The following is a 14,468-nucleotide window of genomic DNA, read 5'->3' as shown; positions in this document are numbered from 1 at the left end:
TAAACACATGAGTCCTGAGGCGCTAATTGATATTTTTCGTGAAGCTCTCGCTGTTATCGTCATGATGGTGTCTGCTATTGTGTTGCCTGGGCTGGGAATTGGGTTAATTGTTGCTGTGTTTCAAGCGGCTACTTCTATTAACGAGCAGACCTTAAGTTTCCTTCCGCGTTTGTTAGTGACACTTTTTGGCCTAATGTTTATGGGGCACTGGTTAGTTGAAACCCTGATGGACTTTTTCATCGAGATGGTGAATCGCATTCCTCAAGTGATAGGCTAACGCGATGGAGCTGCTGCTCGATACCTTAATGCAAACCATTGCTGCTTATATTTGGCCAATGTTTCGCGTCGCGAGCATGTTGATGGTCATGGTAGTATTTGGGGCGGCAACGACACCAACTCGAGTGCGTTTATTATTGGCGATGGCAATTACCTTTGCGATAGCACCCGTTCTTCCTCCAACTAAAAATGTGGATTTATTTTCGTTAAGCGCAGTGTTCATCACGGCGCAGCAAATTATTATCGGTGTTGCCATGGGATTTGTGACTCAAATGGTGATGCAAGTCTTTGTGCTCACCGGACAGATCATTGGTATGCAGACTAGTTTAGGCTTTGCCTCTATGGTTGATCCCGGTTCTGGCCAACAAACACCCGTTATTGGTAACTTTTTCCTTTTATTGGCGACATTGATTTTCTTAGCTGTGGACGGCCATCTTTTGATGATCCGTATGCTAGTGGCGAGCTTTGAAACTTTGCCGATTTCTAATCAAGGCTTAACACTGACAAGTTATCGATCGCTGGCTGATTGGGGGTCGTATATGTTTGGTGCGGCACTCACTATGTCGATATCTGCGATTATCGCCTTGTTATTAGTCAACTTGTCCTTCGGGGTCATGACCCGCGCCGCGCCGCAATTGAATATTTTCTCTATTGGTTTTCCGATCACTATGATTGGTGGACTGTTTATTCTGTGGTTAACCCTAACACCGGTAATGGCACACTTCGATGAAGTATGGTCGACGGCTCAAGTGCTGCTTTGCGATATGTTAGCGCTCCAATGTAACGCTGATGGCTTGATATGATGTGATTAGGAGAAGCCCATGGCTGAAGAATCAAGTGGCGAACGTACAGAGGAACCCACGGGGAGGCGTCTAGAACAGGCGCGGGAAAAAGGACAGATTGCACGTTCGAAAGAACTCGGGACTGCAGCGGTATTGATTTCGGCGGCATGTGGGTTTTATATGCTAGGCCCGAGTTTGGCCATTAGCCTAACTCGGGTGTTTGAAATTGTATTTACCATGGATAGGGCGCAAATTTTTGATACTAATGAAATGTTCAACGTGTGGGGTGTTGTTGCGAGTGAAATAGCCTGGCCCATGGCTAAAATTATGCTACTGATTGTGGTTGTTGCGTTTATCGGTAACGTCTCTCTTGGAGGGATCAATTTTTCGACCCAAGCTATGATGCCAAAAGCCAGTAAAATGAGTCCCCTTGCTGGTTTTAAACGCATGTTTGGCGTACAGGCTCTGGTTGAACTCACCAAAGGCATTGCAAAATTTTCGGTAGTAGCGTTTTCTGCTTATTTTTTATTAAGCTTCTATTTCAATGACATCATGTTGCTGTCTAGCGACCATCTTCCTGGTAATGTTTACCATGCATTAGATTTGTTGGTTTGGATGTTTATCCTGTTATGTTCCTCGATTTTGTTTATTGTCGTCATCGATGTGCCGTTCCAAATTTGGAATCACAACAAACAACTTAAGATGACCAAACAAGAAGTAAAAGATGAATATAAAGACACTGAGGGTAAACCTGAGGTGAAAGGGCATATACGGCAGATGCAACGTGAACTAGCACAAAGGCGTATGATGGCTGAAGTGCCAAATGCCGATGTGATTGTCGTGAACCCTGAGCATTTTGCCGTTGCGATTAAATACGATGTGCAGCGCTCTGCGGCTCCCTTTGTGATAGCGAAAGGTGTTGATGATGTGGCCTTTAAAATACGTGAGATTGCCCGCGCGCACAATATTGCGATTGTCTCGGCCCCACCACTTGCAAGGGCGATTTACCATACGACTAAGTTAGATCAGCAGATCCCTGAAGGTTTGTTTACTGCTGTCGCACAGATTTTGGCTTATGTATTCCAGCTGCGCCAATATCAAAAAGGACGTGGCCGTAAACCTATTCCTGTCCCACTTAATCAACCTATACCAGATGAATTGAAATATTGAACCACTAGTCTCAGATGGTAGTCATTGGTAAAGCTGATGATGTCGAGTTCATTTTTTTATGGCTAATTTTATGTATATCAATCAGCCACAGTACATATCTTTCCTTCATTAATGGCTTTAATCTTGTTGGCGCGTTTTTTGCTTCATGCTATTACACGTCAAAGTTTAGGTTATAGCGAATGGATGTTAAAGCGACTCTTGGTCAAGTAAAACAAATTAGGCTCAGCACTTTTAAAGGCATTGGCACGCCGGTGGTTGTGCTTGCTGCATTGGCCATGATTGTTTTACCTATCCCTCCATTTCTATTAGACATACTCTTTTCATTCAACATTGCGTTAGCTCTCATCGTATTACTGGTGGCTATTTATACCGATAGACCCTTAGATTTTGCTGCCTTCCCTACCGTGTTACTGGTGGCGACGTTATTACGCCTTGCGCTCAACGTTGCTTCTACTCGTGTGGTTTTACTTGAGGGCCATAATGGCGGTGATGCCGCGGGTAAGGTGATTGAAGCTTTCGGTTCTGTGGTGATCGGTGGTAACTATGCCGTTGGTCTAGTGGTGTTTATCATTTTGATTATTATAAACTTTTCGGTGGTGACTAAAGGTGCTGGTCGTATCGCTGAAGTTAGCGCCCGCTTCACCTTGGATGCTATGCCTGGTAAGCAAATGGCAATTGATGCTGACTTAAATGCTGGAACCTTAAATCAAGACCAAGCGAGAATACGCCGTGCCGAAGTGACCCGTGAAGCCGATTTCTATGGTGCGATGGACGGTGCGTCCAAATTCGTTAAAGGGGATGCGATTGCCGGTATCATGATCTTAGTGATCAATATCGTAGGTGGTTTCATCATAGGGATTGTGCAGCATGGCTTAAGTTTCTCTGAAGCGGTTGAAATTTATACCTTACTGACTATCGGTGATGGTTTAGTAGCACAGATCCCTGGTCTATTATTGTCAATCGCCGCAGCCTTGATGGTGACCCGTCAAAATGAGTCAGGTGATATGGGCCAAATGATGATGAGTCAGATGTTTGACAGTCATAAGTCATTGGGTATCGCCGCCGGAGTCCTGTTTGTAATGGGTATTGTTCCTGGTATGCCACACATGGCGTTTTTAAGCTTTGCCTTTATGACAGCTGGTGCAGCTTATTTTGTTTATAAACGAAATGAAAACAAACGTCTTAAAGCGCTAGAACAAGTGAAATCAGGTCCTATAGAAAGACAAGATAAAGAGCCTAAAGAGCTGGGTTGGGACGATGTACATCATGTTGATACTATTGGTCTTGAGGTCGGATATCGTTTGATCCCTCTGGTAGACAAGGGCCAAGGTGGCGAGTTACTAAGCCGCATTAAAGGCGTGCGTAAAAAGTTGTCTCAGGAACTAGGCTTCTTAGTGCCCGCGGTGCATATTCGCGATAACTTAGATTTATCACCTAATGCGTATCGCATTTCATTAATGGGCGTCGTCGTCGGAGAGGCTGATATTCGTCATGATTGCGAATTGGCGATCAACCCTGGTCAAGTCTATGGCAAACTCGATGGTATCGAAACGCGCGATCCCGCCTTTGGCCTGGAAGCTGTATGGATCGCCCCTGAGTTACGTGAGCACGCACAAACACTAGGTTATACCGTCGTCGATGCCGCCACTGTTGTTGCAACTCATATTAGTCAATTACTCACAAATAACGCTGCTAAGTTGTTAGGTTACGAAGAAGTGCAACAACTGATGGATATGCTTGCGAAGCACTCACCTAAGCTGGTTGATGGCTTTATTCCAGATATCATGCCACTAGGACATGTCGTAAAAGTGATGCAGAACCTATTAAATGAAGGGGTTTCAGTTAGAGACTTGCGTACTATAGTGCAAACTTTGTTAGAATATGGCACTAAGAGCAATGACACTGAAGTCTTGACTGCCGCTGTACGTATCGCTTTGAAACGTATGATAGTTCAGGAAATCTCAGGCCCAGAGCTCGAAATCCCCGTCATTACTTTGGCGCCAGAGTTGGAACAGATGTTGCATCAGTCAATGCAAGCAACCGGTGGTGATGGTCCTAATATTGAACCCGGTCTTGCAGAACGCATGCAGCAGTCCCTTGCCGATGCGGCTCAGAAGCAAGAAATGGTCGGACAACCCGCCATATTGTTGACGTCAGGTATGTTACGCGCGACGCTGTCACGCTTTGTTAAACATACTATTCCTAATCTCAGAGTCATTTCATATCAAGAAATACCTGATGAGAAGCAAATACGTATCGTATCTGCAGTCGGCCAGTAGAGGACGCATAAGTGAAGATTAAACGATTTTTTGCCAAAGACATGCGCGCCGCACTGGCCCAAGTGAAAGAAACACTCGGCTCAGATGCCGTCATTATGTCAAATAAAAAAGTGAACGGTGGCATCGAAATTGTCGCTGCCGTTGACTATGACGAACCTAAAGCGAAAACTGCAGCCAATGCGCCAGCACCGACCTTTATGGACGTGAGCGACGATCTCGTGTCCTTAGGTGCTAAGCAGCCAGTTCGTGTAGAAACTCGCGCTAAGCCAGCCGCACCAGCAGACTCATTACAAGCCTTACTTGAGAAGCAGCAAAGCCGTTTGAATCAACAAATGTCACATCAGCAAGTTGATGCCGAGTTACCAGCATGGGCTAAGAGCTTACAAGCCCCTACTGCTGTGAAACCAGAACGTCGTGAAGCGCCTTCCTCGTTTGATAAAAAGCCACAAACATCACAGAAACAAAGTGCTGATATTGAGGCTATGCGTGATGAATTAGCATCACTGCGTAATTTATTGACACATCAAGTATCCTCCTTGATGACGGAACATAAAAAACGCATCGATCCCGTCGGTGCTATGCTCGAAGCGAAATTGCTTGAGGCTGAATTCTCCCCTGCGGTTGCGAATAAATTATCCGCGCTGAGCCAGCATTATACGCCAGCTGAATTAGTCAGAGCATTACCACAAAGTCTTGCTAATATGCTTGATAATCAGGGCGATGACATTGTTAAGCAGGGCGGGGTGGTTGCATTAGTTGGTCCTACTGGGGTTGGTAAAACAACGTCATTAGCTAAACTTGCTGCCCGTTTTGCGGCACATCATGGTGCTGAACATGTTGCTTTAATTACCACAGATCATTATCGCATCGGAGCCTATGAGCAATTAGCAACTTATGGCAAAATAATGGGCTGCCCAGTAAAGCAAGCTCATGATCTAAATGAATTAGAGCAAATTCTCTATCAGTTTAGGAATCGCAAGCTAGTATTGATAGATACGGCTGGCATGGGACAGCGAGATATGCGCCTTTACCAGCAACTTGATAATTTAACTGCAAATAGCAGGATACCTATCCGCAGTTATCTGGTACTGTCTGCGACAGGGCAGCGCCGTGTGCTGCAAGATGCAGTCAATCATTTTAAACGCATTCCCCTATCTGGTGTCGTTCTCACAAAACTCGATGAATCTGTGTCGTTAGCAGGAGCATTAAGTGTGTTGATCCAAAACGGATTACCATTAAGTTATATTACTGATGGACAAAGAGTTCCTGAAGATATGAAAGTTGCGGATACCCTAGATTTAGCCCAACAGGCACTCGCAGCGTTAGATAGTACAGAACAACAATCATTACAAGACACAGCGTGGTCAGATAATATGGCCTGTGCATTTGAGTAGATTTATGACCCTGGATCAAGCAAGTGGTTTACGTATGATGAATCAACCCTATAACGAAAAAGTGAAAGTAATCGCGGTCACTGGTGGCAAAGGAGGCGTGGGTAAAACCAGCGTTTCTATTAATACTGCTGTGGCATTAGCCGAAAAAGGCAAGCGTGTCTTGGTACTTGACGCTGACCTTGGCTTAGCAAACGTCGACGTCATGCTGGGTATTCGTGCCGAGCGTAACCTCTCTCACGTGCTCTCTGGTGATGCAGAGCTTGACGATATTATCGTGCGTGGTCCAAAGGGGATAGGCATAGTACCAGCCACCTCAGGAACACAGGGGATGGTGGAATTAAGCCCTGCACAACATGCTGGATTAATCCGAGCATTTAGCGAGATGCGGACTCAGTTTGATATTCTAGTCGTAGATACTGCGGCTGGGATCTCAGATATGGTGCTCAGTTTCTCACGTGCTTCGCAGGATGTGTTAGTCGTTGTTTGTGATGAACCCACTTCGATTACCGATGCCTACGCCCTGATTAAAATTCTCAGCCGTGAGCATGGTGTGTTCCGTTTTAAAATAGTTGCCAATATGGTGCGTAGTTTACGCGAAGGTATGGAATTATTTGCTAAACTCAGTAAAGTGACCGACAGATTTTTAGATGTTGCACTTGAATTAGTCGCCACGATTCCATTTGACGAAAACTTACGTAAATCTGTTCGTAAACAAAAATTGGTGGTTGAAGCTTATCCTAAATCACCAGCGGCGATTGCGTATCAAGGATTGGCAAATAAAATTTTGAGCTGGCCTGTGCCGCAGCAACCTGGTGGGCATTTGGAGTTTTTCGTTGAGCGTTTAGTACAACGACCAGATTTTCAAGAGGAAAAAACGAGTGAATAAAGCCGCTGCGTATACTTGTTTAGACAATAAATCGTCGATCGTTGAACAGTATGCTCCGTTGGTTAAAAGAATTGCGCATCATTTACTCGCCAGACTACCTGCATCTGTGCAGTTAGATGATTTACTCCAAGCTGGGATGATGGGGTTACTAGAAGCATCATCCAAGTTTGATGGTGGCAAGGGTGCGAAATTTGAAACCTTCGCCGGCATACGCATACGTGGAGCCATGTTAGATGAAATTCGTCGTGGCGACTGGGTCCCTCGTTCCGTTCATCGTAACAATCGTAAGGTTGCACACGCTATTGATGAGTTAGAGCAAGAACTGGGCCGTGATGCACGCGACACAGAAATTGCAGAAAAACTTGATATGACGCTCGATGAGTACCATCATATTCTTAACGATGTTTCTGTCGGAAAAATCATAGGGATAGAAGATTTAGGCGTATCTCAGGATATACTTACAGTGAGTGATCGGTCCGATGATGATTCATTTGAAGCATTAGCTGAGAACCAATTTCATTCTGCTCTGGTTGAGGCAATTAAATTATTGCCTGAAAGAGATGCATTAGTGTTATCCCTGTACTACGATGAAGCATTGAATTTAAAAGAGATTGGCGCCATTCTTGAAGTCAGTGAATCGCGGGTTAGCCAGATATTAAGTCAGGCAATGTTGCGATTGAAAGCTAAACTCAAGCACTGGACATAAGTATAATTATTAATCGAGCACAGAATGTCAGCTCACCGGAGGAAACCTTGGACAAGAATATGAAGATTCTCATTGTTGACGATTTTTCGACAATGAGGCGTATCATCAAGAACTTGTTGCGAGACTTGGGGTTTAATAACACCCAAGAAGCAGACGATGGCTCAACAGCCCTGCCGATGTTGCAAAAGGGGGATTTTGATTTTGTTGTTACAGATTGGAATATGCCTGGTATGCAAGGAATCGATCTGTTAAAAGCAATTCGCGCTGATGATTCGCTGAAGCATTTACCCGTATTAATGGTGACTGCTGAAGCAAAACGTGAACAGATTATTGCTGCCGCTCAAGCGGGAGTGAATGGTTATGTGGTTAAGCCTTTTACCGCTGCAACGCTGAAAGAGAAGTTAGATAAAATATTCGAACGACTCGCTTGAGCAAGGATGAGCTATGAAGTCACAAACATCAGGGCTCATCACGCTCGAGCAAGCTCAGCACTTAGTTGAATTATTAAGTGCAGGTGAGCAAAGTCAGGCAGATGATTTATTTCGGGAGCTTGCTGCTCCACTGCAACGAGAATTATTCGAAGAAGTAGGTAAATTAACTCGGCAACTTCATAGTGCGCTGATGGATTTTCAAGTTGATAATCGTCTTGCTGAATTAGCCAATACAGAGATCCCCGATGCCAAGCAACGTTTAAATTACGTTATTGACATGACCGAACAAGCTGCAAATAAAACCATGGATGCGGTTGAAGAATGTTTACCTTTGGCTAATGCCGTGACCGTAAATATTCAAAATGTCATGCCATCTTGGGACAGATTAATGCGACGCGAGATAGCGCTGACTGAATTTAAGGGCCTTTGTCACGATGTACAAGACCTTATGTCTCGTAGTGCAAATGACTCGACTCGATTACGTGAATTGCTTAATCAAATTTTGATGGCGCAAGATTTTCAAGACTTAACAGGACAAATAATACGTCGTGTTATTGATCTAGTAATGGAAGTAGAAAGTAATCTGGTTTCTATGCTGACGGTATTTGGTGAGCAACCTATGATTGAAAGTCAGATTGCTCAGAAAAATAATATTGAAGCAGAAGGCCCGATAATGAATGCCGAGCTTCGTCAAGATGTGGTAACGGGTCAAGACGAAGTGGATGATCTTCTATCGAGTCTGGGTTTCTAACTGGGAGTCAATTTGATGGCCTTTGATGTAGATGAAGAGATACTCCAGGACTTTTTAATCGAAGCCGGTGAAATTTTAGAGCTTCTGCAAGAGCAACTCGTTGCGCTTGAAAATAATCCTGATGATACTAACTTGCTGAACGCCATTTTCCGAGGTTTTCATACCGTTAAAGGTGGTGCTGGCTTTCTTAGCTTAACTCCCATGGTTGATGTTTGTCATGAGGCTGAGAATACCTTCGATTTATTGCGGACAGGCAAGCGTAGCGTTAACGCAGAGTTGATGGATATTATTTTGCAGGCTGTTGATGCAATTAATACCATGTTTGCGCAAACCCAGCAGGGCGAGCAACAAGATCCCGCCGATTCAGGTTTGTTAGCGAGACTTAAAATGCTCAGTTCAGGTGTGCCTTTGCCATCTGAAGTCGCTTCTGCCAAGGTTGCAGAGCCAGAACCTGTTGTTGAAGTCATTATTGATACTCCTACCCTTCAAGAAATCCCTGCTGACATAAGTGATAACTCATCTTCCATTGAAAATACGTCTTCAAGTATCGATGATATCAATGATGCTGAATTTGAAGCTTTATTGGATGCGCTTCATGGTTCAGGAAAGGGACCTGCGGTCGCTGCTACCACATTTGTATCTGAGCCTGTTGCTGTCAAGCCTGCTGCACCAATTAAAACACCTTCAACATCAGGTGATGACATCACTGATGATGAGTTCGAGGCGTTACTGGATGAACTTCATGGCTCAGGTAAATTTAAAGCTGAGGCTGAAGTGCCTGTTAAGCCTAAGGTTGTGGCAACACCTGCGCCTCAACCGATTGTAGATGCTGATGAAATTACCGATGATGAGTTTGAGCGATTACTCGATGAACTCCATGGGAAAGGCGGAGCACCTGCGAAAGCTGAAGTAAAAGCGCCTACGTCCCCTGTTTCGACTGTAGCACCTACTGCTGCACCACATGCTCCTGCGCCAGTAAAAGCCGCAGTACCAGCTCCAGCCCCAGTCGTTGCTGCAAAACCTAAGGTGGAAATTGCGGTTGTCGATAAAGCACCTGCTAAGGCTAGCTCTGCGAATGTGCCTCAGGGGGAAACAACAGTACGTGTAGATACCGCACGACTCGACCAGATCATGAATATGGTGGGTGAGTTAGTGTTAGTGCGAAATCGATTGGTGAGCTTAGGCATCAGCCGTGATGATGAGGAGATGTCGAAAGCTCTCGCGAACTTAGATCTCGTTACTGCCGATTTGCAAGGCGCTGTGATGAAAACCCGTATGCAACCGATCAAGAAAGTGTTTGGTCGTTTCCCTCGGGTGGTACGTGATCTTGCTCGTACACTAAACAAAGAAATTGATTTGATCATGGTCGGTGAAGAAACTGACTTAGATAAAAACCTCGTTGAAGCGCTTGCCGATCCACTCGTCCACTTAGTGCGTAACTCTGTTGATCATGGTATCGAGATGCCAAATGAGCGTGAAGCTAGTGGTAAGCCAAGAACGGGAACGATTACCTTATCAGCAAGTCAGGAAGGCGACCATATACTGCTGAAAATCGAAGACGATGGCGCAGGCATGGATCCTGAAAAACTCAAAAAAATCGCCATAAATCGTGGTGTGCTCGATGAAGATTCTGCTTCGCGGATGACAGACAGCGAAGCCTATAATTTGATTTTTGCACCAGGTTTTTCAACTAAAGTTGAGATTTCAGATATTTCAGGCCGTGGTGTTGGGATGGACGTGGTAAAAACTCGTATCACCCAGCTGAATGGCACTGTACATATTGATTCCATGAAAGGTAAGGGAACGATACTTGAGATTAAAGTACCGCTAACACTGGCGATTATGCCAACCTTAATGGTCGATGTCGCTAAACAAGTGTTCGCATTACCTCTATCTAGCGTGAATGAGATTTTCCATCTCGATCTCACAAAAACCAATATTGTTGATGGGCAATTGACTGTCATAGTGCGTAATAAGGCCGTACCTTTGTTCTATTTGGAACACTGGCTACATAGAAACAAAACGACCTTTAAACATGGCGATAAAAAGCATGGTCATGTGGTTATCGTGCAATTAGGCATGATGCAAATTGGTTTTGTAGTGGATGCCTTAATAGGACAAGAAGAGGTCGTTATTAAACCTCTTGGCGCTATGTTACATGGCACACCTGGGATGGCTGGTGCGACAATTACATCGGATGGTGGTATTGCACTGATCTTAGATGTTCCTGGATTGCTAAAGCATTATGCGAAAAGTAAGAGTTAGTTTCCAAGCTAAGGAATGGAATGGCCATTAAAGTATTAGTCGTTGATGACTCAAGTTTTTTCAGACGACGTGTTAGTGAAATAGTCAATCAAGATCCTGAACTGGAAGTTATCGCGACGGCCTCAAATGGGGCCGAAGCGGTGAAGTTGGCTGCTGAGCTTAATCCCCAAGTTATCACTATGGATATTGAGATGCCTGTCATGGATGGTATTACTGCTGTTCGTGAAATCATGGCTAAGTGTCCGACTCCGATCTTGATGTTTTCTTCTTTAACCCATGATGGCGCTAAAGCAACGTTAGACGCTTTAGATGCTGGTGCATTAGATTTTCTACCTAAACGTTTTGAAGATATTGCGACCAACAAAGATGATGCCATTTTATTGTTGCAACAAAGAGTTAAGGCATTGGGACGACGCAGAATGTTTCGTCCGATTGCACGTCCTGTGGTCGCGCCAATACCTAGTGCGCGTCCAACAGGTAGCGTTTTAGGTTCAACCAGTATATCGGCTCATACGCCTGTTGCAGCTCCTGTTAGAACCTCAACGGCAACGACGATTCGTGCAAGTGGTAAGCAGTATAAATTATTGCTGATCGGTACATCTACTGGTGGTCCGGTTGCGCTGCAAAAAATACTCACGCAGTTTCCGGCAAACTATCCGCATCCAATTTTATTAATCCAGCATATGCCTGCTGCCTTTACCCCTGCATTTGCGAGTCGTTTAAATGGCTTATGTAAGATTGAAGTAAAAGAGGCCGCTAATGGCGATCTGCTTAAACCGGGTTGTGCATATTTAGCGCCGGGTGGTATGCAAATGATGGTTGAACGTACTGGAGCAAGTGGCCGATTAAAAGTTATCGCAGGCAGTGCTGATATGAATTATAAGCCCTGTGTGGATATCACCTTTGCTTCTGCTTCTAAAGCCTTTAGTGGTGATGTGCTTGCTGTTGTATTAACTGGCATGGGGGCGGATGGCAGAGAAGGCGCACGTATGTTGAAAGCTGTAGGCGCTACCATTTGGGCGCAAGATGAAGCCAGTTGTGTGGTTTATGGTATGCCACAAGCCGTTGCGAGTGCCGGGATTGCCACCCAGTCGATAGCCTTAGACAACATGGCCGAATGTATTTTAAAAGAGTCTGTTCGTGTCTAAAAATCAATATCCGATGAGCACAAATAGTGTGCTCATCATCTTGTTGATGGGCATAGCCATTTTGGTTCTTGGTGCCTTAAGCCTAGATTACAAGCGTAAGAATAGTTTACTGCAGGCGGATGTAAAACGTTTGGAATCGACTCAGGTGCTGTTAATGGTACCTGACGAACAGGCTGAGGCCATTGCAACTTGGTTAGCGTCTCATCCCGATCAGACTAAAGCAATGTTGCAATTGGCGGCTCCTGGTGAGCAGAAGGCTGTAGCGATTGGTCCTGAGCCGGTACAAAATAGTATTCCGCCTTTGCTGGGCGAACCAGATACTGAAATAGATACGGCGAAGGAAAAAACTAATCTGGAATCCTCTATTCCTAAACAGCTTCAAGCGCCAGAAAAAGAGGTTAAAGCTGTTTCTCAGACAATTGCCCCCCAAAATGCAGAGATGCTGCCAGTGGTGATATCTGAGAATGCCGATGGTGTCAAAGTGATTAGTTTGCCCAATGGCGGCATTCGAGTCACGACCAGAAAAGAGCAGTAATTTTTAGAATTTGTGAACTCACAATTTTCTAGTTCATTAGCGTATTAACCAGTATAGGTAGGGGTTACTTCTTGAAAGTCTGGACCATAGCGAATCAAAAAGGTGGCGTAGGTAAAACCACGACGGTAGCGAGTTTAGCGGGAACTTTAGCTAAGCGTGGTAAGCGTGTTCTTATGATAGATACCGATCCACATGCTTCGTTAGGTTATTACTTAGGTATTGATTCTGAAGAGGTTCCAGGCTCGTTGTTTGATGTTTTTCTTGCCCATAAAAACCTTTCTAAGGAACTCGTTTTATCCCATGTTGTGCCAACCTTAGTCGATGGTTTGGATTTATTGCCTGCAACTATGGCATTGGCTACCTTAGACAGAGCCTTAGGTCATCAAGAGGGAATGGGATTAGTACTACGTAATTTATTAGCACTGGTTGCTGATGATTATGATGTTGCTATCGTTGATTGCCCACCCGTACTCGGGGTATTAATGGTCAATGCGCTTGCGGCAAGTCAGCATATCATTATTCCTGTGCAGACGGAGTTTCTTGCCATTAAAGGGCTAGAGCGGATGATTAAAACAATGGAGTTAATGGGGCGATCTAAGAAGACGCGCTACAGTTACACTGTTGTGCCAACCATGTACGATAAACGCACCAAAGCATCACCTGCGGCTTTGCAAGTTCTTGGTGCCGAATACAGTGATACTTTGTGGAAAGACGTTATTCCAGTAGACACTAAGTTTAGAGATGCCAGTTTGGCACATTTACCAGCATCGCATTATGCGAGTGGTTGCCGCGGTGTTAAAGCCTATGAAAGATTATTAGATTTCTTATTAGTTGGGGAGTTTGGCCATGTCAAAATCGGTTGATGAAACTGTTTTTGATTTTTTCGCATTATTGCTACAGGAAGACGACAGTCCAAACCAGATTGTTTCCCCTCAAAGCATTGTAAAAGCAGACTCAAATCAAAATGTTGCCGTTAATCAAACGGAGGCAGCATTGCTCGATGCGGCTATTTTGGCTGAAAATGGTCGCACTGCCGCACCGCAGAATGTAGAGAAGGCCATAACGCCTACTGCGCAGTTGCAGCCAAAAGCGGCGCCAAGACAACATGAGTTTGTTGCTCCGGTAAGCCAGGTTGTAGCTCAAGTGAATAAGCAAGCGTTAGAGAAATTACTCGCGCCAGTACTAAAGACTGCAAGGTTAGAACCTATACCACCTTCAGTAGAGATAGCGCCACCTATTGATGTTCAACCTGTTGTGGTGGAAGTACCAAAAGCTCAGCCTGTTGTTAATGAAACCGTTGTTGATGAAATCGTTGAGCCAGTGGTTGTGCCAGAAACACAAGTCGGCATTACGCCTCCTAGTGTGACAAAAGATTTGCAAGAAGTGCTCGATGATGAGTTTCAGGTACTATTCTTTAAAGTAGCAGGGCTGACATTGGCTGTGCCTTTGGTGAGTTTAGGCGGAATAGTAAAAGTTGAGCGGATAAACCACATCTTTGGTCGACCCGCATGGTTTCTTGGTGTACAAACGCATAGGGAGGAGCAATTGAACATTGTTGATACTTGTGCGTGGGTTATGCCAGAAAAATACACAGATAAACTGGCGCAATCGGTAAATTATCAATATCTTGTATTATTAGAAGGCAGTAACTGGGGATTGACTTGTGAGTCCTTGGTCAATGCGGTAAAAATTAATAAATCGCAAGTCAACTGGCGTAGTCAAGCGGGTAAACGTCCTTGGTTAGCAGGTGTAGTGAAAGAACAGATGTGTGGCATTTTGCACGTACAAGCCTTAGTTGAAATGCTTAATGCGGGTTTAGGTTGTCAGGACTCAATTGGTTGAGGT

The 14,468-nt window shown here is 44.7% G+C and carries 14 protein-coding genes; all 14 read left to right on the top strand.

Annotated features, from left to right (window positions below):
- Positions 1-7 precede the first annotated feature (7 nt).
- The 14 genes from fliQ to L5M49_RS04295 all read left to right on the top strand — a co-directional run bounded on the left by fliQ (position 8) and on the right by L5M49_RS04295 (position 14,465).
- On the top strand, positions 8-277 hold the full coding sequence (gene fliQ, locus L5M49_RS04360) for a flagellar biosynthesis protein FliQ (RefSeq protein WP_012587225.1): 270 nt from the start codon (positions 8-10) through the stop codon (positions 275-277).
- A gap of 4 nt (positions 278-281) precedes the next feature.
- Positions 282-1,079 (top strand): flagellar biosynthetic protein FliR, encoded by a 798-nt coding sequence (gene fliR, locus L5M49_RS04355; protein ID WP_263181637.1) that lies wholly within the window; start codon positions 282-284, stop codon positions 1,077-1,079.
- An 18-nt stretch (positions 1,080-1,097) separates the two neighbouring features.
- On the top strand, positions 1,098-2,228 hold the full coding sequence (gene flhB / locus L5M49_RS04350) for a flagellar biosynthesis protein FlhB (protein WP_131523091.1): 1,131 nt from the start codon (positions 1,098-1,100) through the stop codon (positions 2,226-2,228).
- A 179-nt stretch (positions 2,229-2,407) separates the two neighbouring features.
- On the top strand, positions 2,408-4,507 hold the full coding sequence (gene flhA / locus L5M49_RS04345; RefSeq protein WP_263265528.1) for a flagellar biosynthesis protein FlhA: 2,100 nt from the start codon (positions 2,408-2,410) through the stop codon (positions 4,505-4,507).
- 11 nt (positions 4,508-4,518) lie between these two features.
- Positions 4,519-5,901, top strand: a complete 1,383-nt coding sequence (flhF, locus tag L5M49_RS04340; protein WP_263265527.1) for a flagellar biosynthesis protein FlhF — start codon at positions 4,519-4,521, stop codon at positions 5,899-5,901.
- 4 nt (positions 5,902-5,905) lie between these two features.
- Positions 5,906-6,787 carry a MinD/ParA family protein gene (locus L5M49_RS04335; protein WP_006082389.1) on the top strand — a complete coding sequence of 294 codons (882 nt, stop codon included), beginning with the start codon at positions 5,906-5,908 and terminating at the stop codon, positions 6,785-6,787.
- Positions 6,780-7,493 carry an RNA polymerase sigma factor FliA gene (locus tag L5M49_RS04330; protein WP_028761175.1) on the top strand — a complete coding sequence of 238 codons (714 nt, stop codon included), beginning with the start codon at positions 6,780-6,782 and terminating at the stop codon, positions 7,491-7,493. The genes L5M49_RS04335 and L5M49_RS04330 overlap by 8 nt, the downstream gene beginning before the upstream one ends.
- A 47-nt stretch (positions 7,494-7,540) precedes the next feature.
- Positions 7,541-7,924, top strand: coding sequence for a chemotaxis response regulator CheY (cheY, locus tag L5M49_RS04325; RefSeq protein WP_007649667.1), 384 nt, complete (start codon positions 7,541-7,543; stop codon positions 7,922-7,924).
- Between the two features lie 13 nt (positions 7,925-7,937).
- On the top strand, positions 7,938-8,675 hold the full coding sequence (locus L5M49_RS04320; RefSeq protein ID WP_028761174.1) for a protein phosphatase CheZ: 738 nt from the start codon (positions 7,938-7,940) through the stop codon (positions 8,673-8,675).
- A 15-nt stretch (positions 8,676-8,690) separates the two neighbouring features.
- Entirely contained in the window at positions 8,691-10,940 is a 2,250-nt protein-coding gene (locus L5M49_RS04315) for a chemotaxis protein CheA (RefSeq protein WP_263265526.1), read from the top strand.
- 20 nt (positions 10,941-10,960) lie between these two features.
- The gene (locus L5M49_RS04310; RefSeq protein ID WP_263265525.1) at positions 10,961-12,088 is read left to right on the top strand and encodes a chemotaxis response regulator protein-glutamate methylesterase; all 1,128 of its coding nucleotides are present in this window, start codon (positions 10,961-10,963) and stop codon (positions 12,086-12,088) included.
- A 13-nt stretch (positions 12,089-12,101) separates the two neighbouring features.
- Entirely contained in the window at positions 12,102-12,623 is a 522-nt protein-coding gene (locus L5M49_RS04305; protein WP_212600960.1) for a membrane anchored protein in chemotaxis locus, read from the top strand.
- Positions 12,624-12,694: 71 nt separating this feature from the next.
- Positions 12,695-13,486, top strand: coding sequence for a ParA family protein (locus L5M49_RS04300; protein ID WP_028761170.1), 792 nt, complete (start codon positions 12,695-12,697; stop codon positions 13,484-13,486).
- Positions 13,470-14,465, top strand: coding sequence for a chemotaxis protein CheW (locus L5M49_RS04295; protein ID WP_263265524.1), 996 nt, complete (start codon positions 13,470-13,472; stop codon positions 14,463-14,465). The genes L5M49_RS04300 and L5M49_RS04295 overlap by 17 nt, the downstream gene beginning before the upstream one ends.
- The last annotated feature ends 3 nt before the right edge of the window (positions 14,466-14,468 follow it).

The sequence above is a fragment of the Shewanella sp. SM74 genome (assembly GCF_025653725.1).
GTDB classification, from domain to species: domain Bacteria; phylum Pseudomonadota; class Gammaproteobacteria; order Enterobacterales; family Shewanellaceae; genus Shewanella; species Shewanella oncorhynchi.
This window is presented reverse-complemented; position numbering and strand designations above follow the sequence as displayed.

Excerpts from the sequence above, each read along its gene's own strand:
- L5M49_RS04335 (WP_006082389.1), top strand. The coding sequence starts at position 5,906 with ATGACCCTGGATCAAGCAAGTGGTTTACGTATGATGAATCAACCCTAT.
- L5M49_RS04295 (WP_263265524.1), top strand. The coding sequence starts at position 13,470 with ATGTCAAAATCGGTTGATGAAACTGTTTTTGATTTTTTCGCATTATTG.
- L5M49_RS04315 (WP_263265526.1), top strand. The coding sequence starts at position 8,691 with ATGGCCTTTGATGTAGATGAAGAGATACTCCAGGACTTTTTAATCGAA.
- L5M49_RS04320 (WP_028761174.1), top strand. The coding sequence starts at position 7,938 with ATGAAGTCACAAACATCAGGGCTCATCACGCTCGAGCAAGCTCAGCAC.
- L5M49_RS04310 (WP_263265525.1), top strand. The coding sequence starts at position 10,961 with ATGGCCATTAAAGTATTAGTCGTTGATGACTCAAGTTTTTTCAGACGA.
- L5M49_RS04305 (WP_212600960.1), top strand. The coding sequence starts at position 12,102 with ATGAGCACAAATAGTGTGCTCATCATCTTGTTGATGGGCATAGCCATT.
- fliQ (WP_012587225.1), top strand. The coding sequence starts at position 8 with ATGAGTCCTGAGGCGCTAATTGATATTTTTCGTGAAGCTCTCGCTGTT.
- flhA (WP_263265528.1), top strand. The coding sequence starts at position 2,408 with ATGGATGTTAAAGCGACTCTTGGTCAAGTAAAACAAATTAGGCTCAGC.
- fliR (WP_263181637.1), top strand. The coding sequence starts at position 282 with ATGGAGCTGCTGCTCGATACCTTAATGCAAACCATTGCTGCTTATATT.
- flhB (WP_131523091.1), top strand. The coding sequence starts at position 1,098 with ATGGCTGAAGAATCAAGTGGCGAACGTACAGAGGAACCCACGGGGAGG.